Origin of the sequence: Pseudomaricurvus alkylphenolicus, from assembly GCF_011683955.1 — a bacterium.
Taxonomy (GTDB): Bacteria; Pseudomonadota; Gammaproteobacteria; order Pseudomonadales; family Cellvibrionaceae; genus Pseudomaricurvus; species Pseudomaricurvus alkylphenolicus.
The window spans coordinates 1-14,725 of record NZ_JAAQPI010000016.1 but is presented as its reverse complement, the minus strand read 5'-3'; the positions used below and the strand labels follow the sequence as shown (position 1 = coordinate 14,725).

At 55.9% G+C, this 14,725-nt stretch carries 11 protein-coding genes and 3 tRNA genes; 6 read left to right on the top strand and 8 right to left on the bottom strand.

From position 1 onward, the window contains the following. Window positions 1-24 precede the first annotated feature (24 nt). The 6 genes from HBA55_RS29140 to HBA55_RS29115 all read right to left on the bottom strand — a co-directional run bounded on the left by HBA55_RS29140 (window position 25) and on the right by HBA55_RS29115 (window position 9,340). A complete protein-coding gene (locus HBA55_RS29140; RefSeq protein ID WP_166999150.1) occupies window positions 25-591 on the bottom strand; it encodes a transglycosylase SLT domain-containing protein in 567 nt (188 codons plus the stop codon). Window positions 592-628: 37 nt separating this feature from the next. Further along, window positions 629-2,668 (bottom strand): NAD-dependent DNA ligase LigA, encoded by a 2,040-nt coding sequence (gene ligA / locus HBA55_RS29135; RefSeq protein ID WP_166998775.1) that lies wholly within the window; start codon window positions 2,666-2,668, stop codon window positions 629-631. A 27-nt stretch (window positions 2,669-2,695) separates the two neighbouring features. Further along, window positions 2,696-3,691 (bottom strand): cell division protein ZipA, encoded by a 996-nt coding sequence (gene zipA / locus HBA55_RS29130; protein WP_240946356.1) that lies wholly within the window; start codon window positions 3,689-3,691, stop codon window positions 2,696-2,698. 67 nt (window positions 3,692-3,758) lie between these two features. Continuing rightward, complete coding sequence (gene smc / locus HBA55_RS29125) at window positions 3,759-7,268, bottom strand: chromosome segregation protein SMC (protein WP_166998774.1); 3,510 nt, start codon at window positions 7,266-7,268, stop codon at window positions 3,759-3,761. Window positions 7,269-7,485: 217 nt separating this feature from the next. After that, window positions 7,486-8,739, bottom strand: a complete 1,254-nt coding sequence (gene ccmI, locus HBA55_RS29120; protein WP_166998773.1) for a c-type cytochrome biogenesis protein CcmI — start codon at window positions 8,737-8,739, stop codon at window positions 7,486-7,488. Window positions 8,740-8,788: 49 nt separating this feature from the next. Then, complete coding sequence (locus HBA55_RS29115; RefSeq protein ID WP_166998772.1) at window positions 8,789-9,340, bottom strand: cytochrome c-type biogenesis protein; 552 nt, start codon at window positions 9,338-9,340, stop codon at window positions 8,789-8,791. Between the two features lie 188 nt (window positions 9,341-9,528). On the opposite strand from HBA55_RS29115, the gene HBA55_RS29110 reads away from it, so the two are divergent. The 3 genes from HBA55_RS29110 (at window position 9,529) to HBA55_RS29100 (ending at window position 9,883) form a co-directional block, all read left to right on the top strand. Next, window positions 9,529-9,604 (top strand) — tRNA-Val (locus HBA55_RS29110). Between the two features lie 45 nt (window positions 9,605-9,649). Then, window positions 9,650-9,726 (top strand) — tRNA-Asp (locus tag HBA55_RS29105). An 80-nt stretch (window positions 9,727-9,806) separates the two neighbouring features. After that, window positions 9,807-9,883, top strand: a tRNA-Asp gene (locus tag HBA55_RS29100). 125 nt (window positions 9,884-10,008) lie between these two features. Here the strand turns inward: HBA55_RS29100 and HBA55_RS37915 are convergent. Beyond that, a complete protein-coding gene (locus tag HBA55_RS37915; RefSeq protein WP_277345739.1) occupies window positions 10,009-10,137 on the bottom strand; it encodes a hypothetical protein in 129 nt (42 codons plus the stop codon). A 184-nt stretch (window positions 10,138-10,321) separates the two neighbouring features. After that, window positions 10,322-10,951: a TetR/AcrR family transcriptional regulator gene (locus HBA55_RS29095; protein ID WP_166998770.1), complete on the bottom strand. Its 630-nt coding sequence runs from the start codon at window positions 10,949-10,951 to the stop codon at window positions 10,322-10,324. Window positions 10,952-11,083: 132 nt separating this feature from the next. Between HBA55_RS29095 and HBA55_RS29090 the strand changes: the two genes are divergently transcribed. From HBA55_RS29090 to HBA55_RS29080, 3 genes are all read left to right on the top strand, one after another. Continuing rightward, a complete protein-coding gene (locus tag HBA55_RS29090; RefSeq protein ID WP_166998768.1) occupies window positions 11,084-11,926 on the top strand; it encodes a crotonase/enoyl-CoA hydratase family protein in 843 nt (280 codons plus the stop codon). A gap of 14 nt (window positions 11,927-11,940) precedes the next feature. Continuing rightward, window positions 11,941-12,339 carry a nuclear transport factor 2 family protein gene (locus HBA55_RS29085; protein WP_206020025.1) on the top strand — a complete coding sequence of 133 codons (399 nt, stop codon included), beginning with the start codon at window positions 11,941-11,943 and terminating at the stop codon, window positions 12,337-12,339. Between the two features lie 78 nt (window positions 12,340-12,417). Continuing rightward, window positions 12,418-14,436 (top strand): NADPH-dependent 2,4-dienoyl-CoA reductase, encoded by a 2,019-nt coding sequence (locus HBA55_RS29080; protein ID WP_166998764.1) that lies wholly within the window; start codon window positions 12,418-12,420, stop codon window positions 14,434-14,436. Window positions 14,437-14,725 lie beyond the last annotated feature (289 nt).

The following is a 14,725-nucleotide window of genomic DNA, read 5'->3' as shown; positions in this document are numbered from 1 at the left end:
CTCAGCACTGATTTTAGAGTGGCTCTAGAAAAACCACCAACCGTCGCTTTCCAAGCGTTTCTGACAACCTTTGAGTTGGCGCTGGTAAGTGGCTGCGCGGGCAGACACCTTTTTGGCCACTTGTTTGAGCCAGCCCTTGGAGCCATAGCTGCCCCGGTTGTAACCACCGTGGCCTTCATGATACGCCAGATACAGGCGGTAGGCGTCATTGAGTTTGATGCCACTGAGCTTGCGGCTCTGGGTGTTATACCAGCCAATAAAATCGATGGCATCGTCAAACTCGTCACGGTCGGCGCCCCAGCGACCTGCTTTGTCTTTGTACCAGTTCCAGGTGGCATCCTTGGCCTGGGAATAACCATAGGCGCTGCTCTTGCGCGGCCCCGGAATAACCCACAGAATTTTGGTTCGCGGCGGTTTGGCCTTGGACTGGAAGCGGGATTCCTGATGCATAATGGCCATCATGACAGAAATCGGAGATCCCCATTTTTTCTCCGCGTTACGGGCGTCGTCGTACCAACCGTTCTTCTCATCGAAGATATGGCAGATATTGTCAAGATGCCGCGGCGGCGCACTGGCACAGCCCGTCAGCATCAGACCGGCCAATGACCCGATAAGGATAAAAAGGCGTTTAGACTTCGAGTACACCGTACTCCCCGAGCATCTCCACCAATTGTTCTTCGGTCATGGTATCGATACCCAGCTCCTGCGCCTTGACGTATTTGGAATTATTGGTGGCACCGCCACCGACGACCACGCAATGGGTCTTGGCGGATACAGAACCGGCCACCTTGGCGCCCAGGTCCTGCAGCATTTTTTTAGCGTCGTTGCGTTTGATCGTGGAAAAGGATCCCGTAACGACATAGGTCTTGCCTTCCAGAGGCTCTTCCCGAGCTTCAACTTCGACATCCGGCCAGTAAACACCGGCGTCCTGCAACGCCTGCACCGCCTCAAGATTGTGAGGCTGCTGGAAAAATTCCGCGACAAAATGCGCAACCACCGGCCCCACATCATCAACTTTTTGCAGCTGCTCTTCACTGGCATCCATCAGCGCAGGAAGGGAGCCAAAGTGACGGCTCAACCCCCTGGCAGTAGCCTCCCCCACTTCGCGGATACCCAGCGCGTAGAGAAAGCGGTCCAGTGACGTTTGTTTGCTGGCCTCCAGAGCGGCAATCAGATTATCGGCGGATTTGGCTCCCATACGTTCAAGCCCGGCAACGGTTTCCGCCTCAAGTTTATAGAGATCGGCCACCGAATCGATCAGGCCTTCATCCACCAGCTGCTCAACCAGTTTGTCACCGAGGCCATCAATATCGAGGGCTTTACGGGAGACAAAGTGTTTTATGGCTTCCTTGCGTTGCGCCCCGCAGATCAACCCGCCGCTGCAGCGGGCCACCACCTCGCCCGGCAAGGTTTCAACCGGAGATTCACAAACCGGGCAATGATCCGGGAATACAATCTCGGTCGCATCGGTCGGGCGTTTGGCCTTAACCACCGATACGACTTGGGGAATCACATCCCCTGCACGGCGGACAATGACCGTGTCTTTGACCTTGACACCAAGGCGGTCAATCTCGTCGCGGTTGTGCAGAGTGGCATTGGAAACTGTCACACCACCTACAAACACCGGCTCAAGGCGTGCTACGGGAGTAATGGCACCAGTACGCCCGACCTGAAATTCCACGTCCTTGAGCAATGTCATTTCTTCCTGTGCGGGGAATTTGTAGGCAATGGCCCAGCGGGGCGCCCGCGAAACAAACCCCAAACGCTCCTGCAACCCCCGGTGATTGACCTTAAACACAATACCGTCGATATCGTAGGCCAACTGCTCACGTTTCTGCGCCAGTGCCCGGTAGTAGTCGATACAACCCTGAATATTGGCCACCGCTTTCATTTCCGGGTTAATCAGAAATCCCCACCCGTGAAGCGCTTCCAATACATCGGTATGGCGCTCCGGCAAATCTCCGCCCTCGCTCCAACCAACGCTGTAGGCACACATCTCCAGAGGCCGCGACGCTGTAATCTTTGGGTCCAGCTGACGCAAACTGCCCGCGGCGGCATTACGGGGATTCACAAAGGTCTTTTCACCGGCGCTACGGGCCTTGTCGTTAAGCTCGTCAAAGCCCTTCTTGGGCATATAGATCTCGCCACGAACTTCCAGAAGCGGTGGAAACCCCTCGCCCAGAAGACGCAAGGGAATCGAAGGAATCGTCCGCACATTGAGACTGATGTCCTCACCGGTGGTGCCGTCACCACGGGTGGCCCCCCTTACCAGCAGACCCTCTCGATACAGAAGACTGATGGCGATGCCGTCGAGTTTGGGTTCACAGGCAAACTCAATATCATCGGTGGATTTCAAACGGTCCTGAAGGCGGCGATTGAAGTCCTCCAGCTCTTCGTCATCAAAGGCATTGTCCAATGACAGCATCGGCACTTCATGGGCCACCTGATCAAAAGCACTCAGAGGTGCCTCTCCCACCCTCTGGGTCGGGGAATCCGGGCTGATCAGGTGCGGATGTTGTTGCTCGAGCTGTTGCAGCTGTGCGTACAGACGATCGTACTCCGCATCGGGAATATTGGGATCATCCAGCACGTAATAGCGGTAGTTGTGGTAGTTGAGCTGCTGACGCAACTCCTGCAACCGGGATTCAGTCAAAAACGTATCAGGCATGAAATAGAGATTCCGGGGTGTCTTTGGTTATGCCCTTGACAGCTGTTTGCGCTCAAAGTCGCGAATACGCTGGCGGCAATGCTCCAGAGTCTGGCTGGTCATGACGCTGCGATTTTCGTCCTTTAGCTCCCCCCCAAGGCGTTCTGCCAGAGTCTGGGCGGTATAAGCCATGGTGTTAAAAGCCTCCAGGCTTTTGGCTTTCATAGGCAGCGTCATAAACAGACTCACGCCGGGTGTTTCGAATTGATCCATGGTATTGAGGTCGAATGTTCCTGGCACCACCATATTTACCATACTGAAGTAGTGAGGGCCTTCGCCGTCGGTTTGTTGGTGGCGATGGAAGATCTGCATGTCACCGTAGCGCATACCGCATTCCAAAATCACCTGCAGCAGGTCACCGCCATAGAAATAGGTACCCTTTGGCGCCATAACGTTGATGACCAGAACCTCTTCCGCTTCAGCCGCCGGTTCGTCCTCAACAGCACTGGCTGCGGGCTCCTGAACGGGCTCAGCTGCTTTGGCCGGCTGGCGCTCAGGCGGCTGTGGGGCTGAGATTTGCTCCTCCGGCTGCGGTGCCATCTCCTGCTGACGGGATTCAGACACCTCTTCTGACAGCGGCAAATCGCTGTCGATAACCGGCTCCACCCGGCCACTGGTATCGTGGATGGCCTCGTCAATGGGGTCCATCAGCATGGGTACTTCTTCATCCAGATTCAGAGCCACCTGCTCCGGAATGCGGTTGAATTGCGAGGTGGTGCGGTTTTGCTCAAAGCTGGCCTGCAGGTCCCGGGTCAAGGCGCGGGCGTCATCATCCGGGCGAGTGCCGACCACCCGCGCACCACCATTGGGCAGTTCGCTGCCGTAACCTTCCAGGTCTTCTTTTTCCGTACCATTGTGCATACTCAGCGACATCTTGATCGACTGCTGGCGGGACTGACGCATGCGCCTCCATCCGTCCAGCAGGACGCCGAGAATCAGCAATACAATAATGACCGTTAGCCATTCACGCATTTCGAATTCCATTCGCTACCGTGCCTCCTTAGCTGATGGATTGTGTGAGTGTTTGATCATAGCTCGATCTCTTTGATTCTTAACTGGCTGCGAGTTCCGCAGCTTCTTCCACGTCCACGGTCACCAGACGCGACACGCCCGGTTCATGCATGGTAACCCCCAGCAACTGATGCGCCATTTCCATAGCGATCTTGTTGTGGGTGATGTAGATAAATTGTACGTGCTCAGACATTTGCTCCACCATGCGTGCGTAACGACCCACGTTGGCGTCATCCAGTGGTGCGTCCACCTCATCGAGCATACAGAAAGGCGCCGGATTCAGCCGGAAGATGGAAAATACCAAAGCGATCGCCGTGAGGGCTTTTTCACCACCGGAAAGCAAGTGAATAGTACTGTTCCGCTTGCCCGGTGGGCGCGCCATAATGGCAATCCCGGTGTCCAGCAGGTCTTCGCCGGTCAGCTCCAGATAGGCGTGACCACCGCCGAACACCTTCGGAAACAGCTCCTGCAAACCACTGTTGACCTGGTCAAAGGTCTCTTTAAAGCGAGTGCGGGTCTCGCGGTCAATTTTCTTGATGGCGTTTTCCAGGGTATCCAGGGCGTCCATCAATTCGTCGTTTTGCGCATCCAGATAGTGTTTGCGCTCCGCTTCGGTTTTATATTCGTCAATAGCCGCCAGGTTAATGGGGCCGAGACGGGTGATACGCGCAGCAATGCGCTCCAGCTCTTCCTCCATTGGCTGCTCGGTGGCGTCTTCGGGCAGTGCTTCGATCAATGTCGGCAGATGGAAGTTGTCTTCCGTCAGCTGGTCCTGCAGGGTTTTGCGCTGAACCTCCAATGTCTGGGCTTCCAGGCGAGCCTGTTCCAGCTTGGCACGGACCGCCTGCACATCTTGTTCGGTGCGATTGCGATCCTGCTCCGCCTGGCGCAGGTCCACTTCCACCTGCTCCACCGCCTGGCGGGCTTTATTGAGCTCTTCCTCAACGGAGAGACGCTTCTCCAGCAGTGCTTCCAGTTCCAGCTGGTGCTCCTCGGCCGGATCCCGCGAATCCTCCAACTGCTCACGCAACTGCTGACGACGCTCCTGCAGGCGCTGGGTTTGCTCCTGCAGGCGCCCCAGCCCGGCGCGAATGGCGTCTACCTGGGTTTTCAACGCCTGGTGACGCATCGCCAACTGATGCCCACGATCCTTGTCGTGGCGAGCCCGCTGACGGGCATCGTCCAGCTTTGAGCGGATGTCGTCGCGACGGGCCAACAGCGCCTCCCGCGCTTCGGTGTCCCGCTCCATCGCCTCAATGGCTTCTTCCAGGATCATGCGGGCTTCAGACAACGCCTCACTTTCCTGGTCCATCTGCTCGCGGGCGTCAGCGATTTCATTGTCCACCCGATCACGACGGGCGGTTATTTGCTCCACCTTGACCTGTTTGGCGGTCAACTGGGAGCGCAATTCACCGTGACGGCGGTTCTGCTCTTCGACTTCGCGGCGCAATTGCTCGCGCTGTTGCTCCAGAGATTTGACCGTTTCCCGGCCCCGCTCCAATTGTCCGGTCAGCTCTTCAACCCGAGCTTCGGTTTGCTCCAGGGTTTCGGTGAGTTCCTCAAGCTCCTGGCGACGGGCAATCACACCGGAGGTGGCATCACTGTCGCGGGCAACCCGCAGCCAGTTTGGCCCCAGCCACAGGCCGTCTCGGGTAACGACGGATTCGTGAGCCTGCAGTGAACCACGCAGTGCCAGTGCGGCGGCCAGATCTTCAGCCGCATAAACAGAACCCAGCAGACCACTGACATTGACGTTGGAATCGATTTTGTCCTGCAAGCGCGGCCCCGCTTGCGCCTCATTGGCGGACACCTGGGCATTGGAATCGAGCAGCACCAGTTCACCCTGAGTCAGCTTGGAAACCATATCACTGACGGCATCCAGGCTGTCGACGCAAACGGCCTGCAGGGTGTCACCCAACACCGTCTCAACCGCCTTGTCCCAGCCGTCCTGAACATTGATACCCTCGGCCAGACGCGGATTGGCGCTCAGGCTCTGTTCCTGCAGCCAGGTGCTGACGGCGCCGCTCTGCTCGCCCATGGCGGCCTGTTGCAGGGCCTCCAGGGAGGCGTGACGACCACGCAGGGTCTGCACTTCGCCACGGGCTTCGCTGAGTTGGTCACTCAGCTGGTTATTGCGCTCGCGCTGTTGGTCCACCTGTTCGCTCAGCTCTTCGGTACGCTCGCGCTTTTCGCTGACCCCCATATCCAGCTCGGCCAGCTGTTCGGTGAGCTCTTCGATTTCGTCTTCGCCCGCGTCCGGAATCAGATCGGTTTTTTCGTCCTCCAGCTTGCGGATGCGATCCAGCAAGCGGGTCTGTACCGTCTCCAAATGCTGGATGCGGGACTGCTGCACTTCAGCACGCTGGCGCGGTTCGGCAGCCGTCTGGTTAAAATTGTCCCAATCCTGTTGCCAGGCCTGCATGGCCTCTTCGGCGCCCAGCAGTTCATCGCCGGAGCCCTCCTCCGCGGCCCTGACCATTTCCAGCTCGGGTTCCAGTTCCATCAGTTCGGTTTCAAACTGCTCCGACTTTTCGCGATCGGCGACCAGATGTTCTTCAGATTCCTTCCAGTCCCGTTCGGTCTGGTCCAAATCTGTCTGTAGCTGGCGACCACGCTCCTGGGCGTGCTGGATAGTTTGCTCAATGCGGGCAATATCGGCCCCCAGAGAGTAGTAACGGCCCTGAACATCATTGAACTTGTCGCCGAGTTCAGTGTACTGCGTGCGATATTTTTCGATCGCTGTGTCTTTGGTGACCTGGTCGGTAACAAAGGATTCCACCTTGAGTTCAAACTCACTGATCGTGGCTTTCTTGGCGGTAGATTTTTCGTCCAGGATTCGATAGCGCAGCGCCTGCAGCTGGGCCTTCAGCTGGCGCTCTTCTTTCTTGAATTCGGTGTATTTCTCGGCGGATTGGGCCTGACGCTGCAAACGCGACAGCTGACGCTCAAGCTCTTCGCGGATATCGGTCAGACGCTCCAGGTTTTCATGGGTGCGGCGCATACGGTTTTCAGTATCGCGGCGGCGCTCCTTATATTTGGAGATGCCCGCCGCCTCTTCAATATACACCCGCAGCTCTTCGGGTTTGGCTTCGATCAGACGCGAAATCATGCCCTGTTCGATAATCGCATAACTGCGAGGCCCCAGCCCCGTGCCCAGGAAGATATCGGTAATATCGCGGCGACGGCATTTGGAACCGTTAAGGTAATAGCTGTTCTGCGCGTCGCGGGTCACCTTGCGCTTGACGGAAATCTCCGAAAACGCGGCGTATTCGCCCACCAAGGAGCCATCACTGTTGTCAAACACCAGCTCGATAGAGGCCTGCCCTACGGGTTTGCGCCCACCGGATCCGTTAAAAATAACGTCCGTCATGGACTCACCACGGAGGTTCTTGGCGGACGATTCCCCCATCACCCAGCGCACGGCGTCGATGATATTGGACTTGCCGCAGCCGTTCGGCCCTACCACCGCGCCGAGGTTGCTTGGAAAATTGACCGTGGTTGGATCAACAAAGGATTTGAACCCCGCCAGCTTAATACATTTTAGCCGCATACAACTGCTTCACTCAGACCTAATAGTTTGATTTTCTTATAATTTACTTGGAGTACCTGAGGCATCCTGCCCGCTACTCAACGGATAAACCAAAGCAGGGATTCTACACCCATTGGCGGCCGGAAAGCATCCTCTTTGACCTATTGGTTGAATGGCAACCAACTGATCAAAAAGTGCTCAAAACTAGCCCGGATATCAAAGCCGCAGCCGTAACCACCTATGGTAACTGCTGCTCCACCACCAGAGAGATTGGAGCCTGAATGTCGGCCAATTTCAACGGACCTTTGGTCACTTGCCAATCGCCACTGCTGGGCGCGGGCTGGCCGCTCAGAGAAACTCTCGCCACTAATTCCAGCTGGGGAAAACTGGTGATGGTCATATTGGGTGCCATCGCCATAGATTCATCCAGACTTACCCGGCTGGGCAGCTGATCTGCGCTTAACCGAGTAATAGCCAGCGGCGCTTTCGGGCCCTGCCAGGCACGGGCGTATATAAAGACAACAGCATCGGCGGGAACATCCAGGCCATCCGCCAGGGAAACCTCTACATCTATGCGGCTTGCGTTCGATTGCGATTCCGGGGCAGACACCGCACCACCCGACTCCGCCAGCAACTGCCGCGCGCGGGCAATACCCGCCTGCAGAGACCCCGCACCCGGGCTCATCGGCCCCATCAACTGCACTGCCCGCTGCCAGTGCTCAATGGCAGCCGTATAATCTGATTGCTCAAACGAAGCAATGCCGGCCAATCCCAATGCCGTGGTATCGTTCGGATCCTTGGTCAGCGCCCGTTCCACCAGCAATACCACCTCTGGCGTAATGCGATTGTCCGCCGCCAGGAACACAGCCTGGGCCAGTTCAGAAAGGATATTGGCAGGGACTTCGTTGGGATCATTCTGCTGCACCAGAACACTGTACTGAGCGACCGCCTTCACAAACAGGCCCTGCTGCATCAATGAACGAGCCAACAAATAACGGTTACCGATGTTATCCGGCTTGTGTTCCAAACGCTGTTCCAGGCGGGTGACCAACTCAGCCAGAGCAGCCTCCTCTTCCACGGAATTGTCACCCGCACGCACCTGCAGCTCGAAATAACGCTGGCGCAACTCGAGAATTTTAATGTCTTCCACAGAGCCGCGCTCAAAATAGAAGATGACCGATGCCAGTGGCAGACATAGCAAAAGCAGATAGAGTGGCCAACGGCTGTGATCAGATCCGGAATTGACCGCTTCCGGAGCATCCTCCAACAAAGACAGTTCCAGCTCTTGTTTCAGCTGAACAAACTGATCCTCATCCAGCTCACCCTGAGCCCGCTGTGCCTCCAGACTATGAAGATGCTCATTAAACAGATCCAGCACCAGCTGGTCCCGGCTCTCCCCGACCAACTTCTGTCGACGCCACAACGGCCAACCGAGAAACACCAGCGCCAGCAGCACCATCAGAGCTACAGGAGCCCAAAATTCCATTGTCATGATTAAAATTCCAGATACTTGAGACAGCTACATCTATTAAGGTGCAGCTTTAATTCTGTGAGTCCTTGTCAGACTGCTCTTGATCACGCTGACGCGCCTGTTCCAGCAGCTCCTGCAGTCGCTGCTGTTGAGCCTCCTGCTGGCTTTCATCCTGAGGCTGCCCCTCGGCACCCAACGCGGACCGGCGCCGCTGCCGTAAAGTCACTGCCACCAGCAGCCCCCCAAACACCAGCAACAACAAAGGCAAGCCCCAGAGAACCAGGGTATTGCGCTGCACTTTGGGACGGTAGAGAACATAGTCTCCGTATCGATCAACCATAAAATCGACGATCTCCTTATCGCTCCTGCCGTCCATCAACAGACGGTGCAACTCCCGCCGCAGATCGGAAGCGATCGGAGAATCAGAACCGGCCAGATTCTGATTCTGACACTTGGGGCAACGCATCTCCTCAATAAAGGCCAGATAACGCTGACGCATCACCTCGTCTTCAAACTCATAGGCATCAATAACCGCCTGCCCGGGCATTGCCAGCAGGAATGTCAGTGGTAGCCACAAAACGGCTAATTTGGCCAAGCGTTTAGCCCCCGGAATTTTTACCATAGCGATAGAGCGCTCCAACAATAATGACGCGGATTATAACAACCGCCCAGGGCCGCCACTAGAACCCCGTCCCCTGCGTGAAACCTTTTTGAGGACAAACCAGACAATGACAGTAGCTTTTTGAATTTTCTAGAAAAAATCGTTGACGGAGCCAAATTAATCCGTATTATACGCGCCACTGACAGCGGGGGTGGTTAGCTCAGCTGGGAGAGCATCGCCCTTACAAGGCGAGGGTCGGGGGTTCGATCCCCTCACCACCCACCAATTCCTCAGAGCGTGATGAGAGGTTTTGTGAAGCGTCAGTACAGCGGACCGGTAGTTCAGTTGGTTAGAATGCCGGCCTGTCACGCCGGAGGTCGCGGGTTCGAGTCCCGTCCGGTCCGCCATTTTTCCCTAGCGTTTTACTGAAACGCCCTTTTGGGCAAATTGCCCAAAGCTTAGATTATCTTTGGATAATCCTACCGTTGGACCGGTAGTTCAGTTGGTTAGAATGCCGGCCTGTCACGCCGGAGGTCGCGGGTTCGAGTCCCGTCCGGTCCGCCATTTCCCGAACTTGCCTATTCGTTACCGCCTTTCAGGGCACAAAACACGACGGACCAATCTGTCGAAAACGGCCACTGTGCCCGCAGGCAGTTCCGGGCCGCATGAAGCTATCGGATTGAGAAGTATTACTTCTTCTCAGACTTCGCCATATCCTGCTTAATGTGACGAAAGCCGTAGTAGCCCACATAACCCAACACCACACAAGTCAACGCGACAATCACCAGACCGGAAACCACATAGCTATCGAGATACATCACACACCTTCCTTATCATTCACTGTTAAGTGTTTACAGCCGCTGGCTTAACGGCTTCTCTAAAATTCAGTGATACGATAAATCCCGGCCCGGACGCTAACCTTGATCTCGGTCAACCCCCGCGCCCCGTGTGTCACAGCAGGCCAACTACCTAGCCTTCAGTTGATCCCGATCAAAAACGAAATCAACGCCCCCCGGTCAACTCCGCCCAAAACATTGCGCCTGCGTTGTCACAAATCGGCTTGATCGCTGCCGAATCCACATAAATACCATCAATCATCAGACGGCTGATACCATGCATCGTACTCCAGCTCACCTGCGAAAAGCGTAGCGCATCCATTTCCCTGGCCACCAAACCCTTCTCCTGCAGACTCCGAATTCGCTCCACATATCCCCTAAACGACCCATGAGCGACCCTCTTAAGCGAATCCGTCAGCCCCTGATCCCGCCACAAGCGGCCACCAAACATCAAGTCATAATACTGATGATGCTCAACCGCAAAGCCCACATAATTATTCACATAATGCTGCAAACCTTCACAACTGACGGGCCCCTCTTCAGGGATGCTGGACCGTCGCATCATCTCGGAGAAAAGCCTGAACCCCTCTTCCGCAATTGCACACAACAACGTCTGTTTGTCAGCGAAATGATGGTAAGGCGCGGTACGAGACACACCCGCCCGCGCCGCCAGCTTGCGCATCGACAGGGCATCCTCCCCCTCCTCGCAAATCATCTTGGCCGCTTCGTCCAGCAGCGTTTTTCGCAGATCACCGTGGTGATATGTCTTCTTGTTGGAAAGTGTCTGATCAGTCATGGGAGCCAATGTACCAATCCATCTTGACACTGTCAAAATACAACGATACCTTAGCCTCACACCAACTTGACAGTGTCTAGTTTGAGCGTGCGACCGCACGGTGAAGAAGACAAAAAGGAGGCACAGAGCCCAATGAGCTACAACAGCCTGAAACTGGATATTCAGGACAAAATTGCCCATATCCAACTCAACCGCCCGAATCAATACAACTCCATGAACCCTGACTTCTGGCGTGAACTGCCGGTGGTGGTCGACCAGATCAATCAGGAAGCAGCCGCCCGGGTGATTGTGCTCTCCTCCACCGGTAAACACTTCTGTGCCGGCATGGATCTGGCCGTATTTACGGAAGGTAACGTGACCAACAATGACGTAGAGATCGGACGCAAACACGAGCTCCTGCGCCACACTGTGTTGCAGCTGCAAGACGTTTTTAACCGCCTGGAACGTGCCCGCATGCCAGTGCTGGCGGCCATCCAGGGCGGTTGCATCGGCGGCGCCGTGGACATGGTCTCTGCCTGCGACAGTCGCTACTGCACCGAAGACGCCTTCTTCAGTATCGAAGAAACCAAACTGGGCATGACCGCCGACCTCGGAACCTTGCAGCGACTGCCCCACCTGATTCCCCAGGGGCTTATGCGGGAACTGGCCTACACCGGCCGCCGTATGCAAGCCATCGAAGCCAAGGAATTTGGCCTGGTGAACCGCGTTTACTCCGATCAGCAAGCCCTGCTCGACGGCGTTATGGAGATCGCCGCAGAAATTGCCAGCCGTTCTCCCCTGGCGGTAACTGGCTGCAAAGAGATGATCAACTACGCCCGCGACCACAGCGTAGCCGACGGTCTCAACGCCATGGCGCTTTGGCAAACCGGCATGTTTCAGCCCCAGGTTGACATGGCTGAAACCTTTACCGCCAAACTGGAAAAGCGTGAACCTCAGTTTGACGAACTCTGCGCCATCGACGCCCCCATCAAATAAAAGGATCGATGACTGTGAATGCAAACAACCTGGAACGCTGGCACCGCGCAGTGCTGGAAAAAGACATGGACCTTTTGGCAGAGTTGCTGCACAAAGATGTGGAATTCCACTCTCCCACGGTTTGGCAACCCAAACAGGGCAGAGAGATTGTTCATTACATCCTTTCTATGATCTCAGACATCTTCGAGAACTTCACTTACCACCGCGAGTGGATGGACGGCGACAGTTTTGCCCTGGAATTTTCTGCCGAAGTCCAAGGTAAAAGCCTGAAAGGCATCGACCTGATTCGCTGGAATGAACAGGGACAAATTGTCCACTTCGAAGTGATGCTGCGCCCACTCAATGCCCTTAACCTGGTGTTTGCAGAAATGACCCACCGCCTGCAGGACGCCGGATTTATACCTAAAGATTGACCACCATCCAGTCACTCGATAAACACAAAGACAATTAGAGAAACAACCACGCACTAGCCTGCGAACGGAGACAAACACATGAGCCAATACAGCAAACTGCTCGAGCCCCTGGATCTCGGATTCACCACTCTGAGAAACCGTACCCTGATGGGGTCTATGCACACCGGCCTGGAAGAAGCCCCCAACGGCCATGAGCGTATGGCAGCCTTCTTTGCAGAGCGCGCCCGCGGCGGCGTTGGCCTGATCGTCACCGGTGGTTTCGGCCCCAACAAACGTGCCGCCACCCACGAGCACACCAAGATGCTGTGGACTGAAGAAGACTGTGCTGATCACCGCATCATCACCGACGCCGTGCACGAAGCCGGCGGCAAGATTGCCATGCAGATCCTGCACACGGGTCGCTACGCCTTTAACGAAAACCCCATCGCACCCTCAGCAGTACAGGCGCCAATCAATCCCTTCAAGCCCCAGGCCGCTACCGAAGAAGAAATCGAACAACAGATCGAAGACTTCGTTCGCACCTCCGTACTGGCGCAAAAATCCGGCTACGACGGCGTTGAGATCATGGGCTCTGAGGGTTACTTCCTCAATCAGTTTCTGGCAGAGCGCACCAACAAACGAGACGACGACTGGGGCGGCGCCTACGAAAACCGCATGCGCCTGCCAGTAGAAGTGGTTCGCCGCGTACGCGAAGCCGTGGGCGAAAACTTTATCATTATCTATCGCCTGTCTATGCTCGACCTGGTGGAAGGCGGCAGCGACTATGAAGAAATCATCACACTTGGCAAGGCCATCGAAACAGCCGGCGCCACCATTATCAACACCGGCATCGGCTGGCACGAAGCTCGCATCCCCACCATCGCCACCAAAGTGCCCCGTGCTGCCTTTACCTGGGTAACCGCCAAGTTCAAGCGAGACCTGAGTATCCCGGTGGTAACCTCCAACCGCATCAACACACCCGAAGTGGCGGAAGAGGTCCTGCAACGTGGCGATGCCGATATGATCTCCATGGCGCGCCCCTTCCTGGCCGACCCGGACTTCGTCAACAAAGCCGCCGAAGGCAAGAGCGATGAAATCAACACCTGTATCGGCTGCAATCAGGCCTGCCTGGATCACATTTTCAGCGGCAAAATGACCAGCTGTCTGGTGAACCCCCGGGCCTGTCACGAAACCGAACTCAATCTGGTACCCACCACCAACATCAAGAAACTGGCCGTCATTGGCGCCGGCCCTGCTGGTCTGGCCTTTGCCACTTCTGCCGCGGAGCGCGGTCATCAGGTCACCCTGTTTGACGCCGCCAGCGAAATTGGTGGTCAATTTAACGTCGCCAAACAAGTGCCGGGCAAAGAAGAATTCTACGAAACCCTGCGCTACTTCCAGCGTCAAATCGAACTGACAGGAGTCGAAGTCAAACTCAACACGCCGGTCAGCGTTGAAGACCTCAACAACAGCGAATTTGACGAAATCATCCTGGCCACCGGTATCAATCCCCGTGTACCACCGATCCCCGGCGTAGAACACGACAAAGTCCTTGGATACCTGGATGTACTGAAAGACAAAAAAGCCGTCGGTAAAAAAGTCGCCGTTATCGGGGCCGGCGGTATTGGTTTCGACGTCTCCGAATACCTGACTCACAGTGGCGAAGCCACCAGCCAGAATATCGAAGCCTTTATGAAAGAATGGGGCGTTGACATGAGCCTGCAGGCTCGCGGCGGCATTGAGGGTGTTGCCCCGCAGGTGGCGAAATCACCTCGCGAAGTCTTCCTGTTGCAACGCAAGACCTCCAAAGTCGGTGGTGGCCTTGGCAAAACCACTGGCTGGATTCACCGCACAGGCCTGATCAACAAGGGTGTCAAAATGATTCCCGGTTGCGAATACCTGAAAATCGATGACGATGGGCTGCACATCAAAGTGGGTGAAGAAACCCGCGTGCTCGACGTCGATAACGTCATCCTCTGTGCTGGCCAGGAATCCAAGCGTGATCTGGTTGAAGGTCTGAATAAACCCCACCACCTGATTGGCGGTGCTGACCTGGCGGCTGAGCTGGATGCCAAACGTGCAATTGATCAGGGGACCCGTCTGGCTGCGACTATCTGACCTAATCTGGCAGCTGTGTGCCATAACCGGAAGTTCATAATCCTGGTTCAGGGCACCATGGGCGTTCGATAATGTCCGCAACGGCCGCACGACGTAGGGTGGATTAGAAGCGCTTTGCGCTTCGTAATCCACCGATCCGCCGAAGGTTTAAATTGGCGGCGGCCGTGTACAAATCACCTGTTGCAGGCACATTCAAGGGTGTTAAAAACCGGGCCGCAGCCAACGAACATCTCCGGCAGAACCGGCGGATTACGGCGCAAGCGCCTAATCCGCCCTACGCATAAACAAC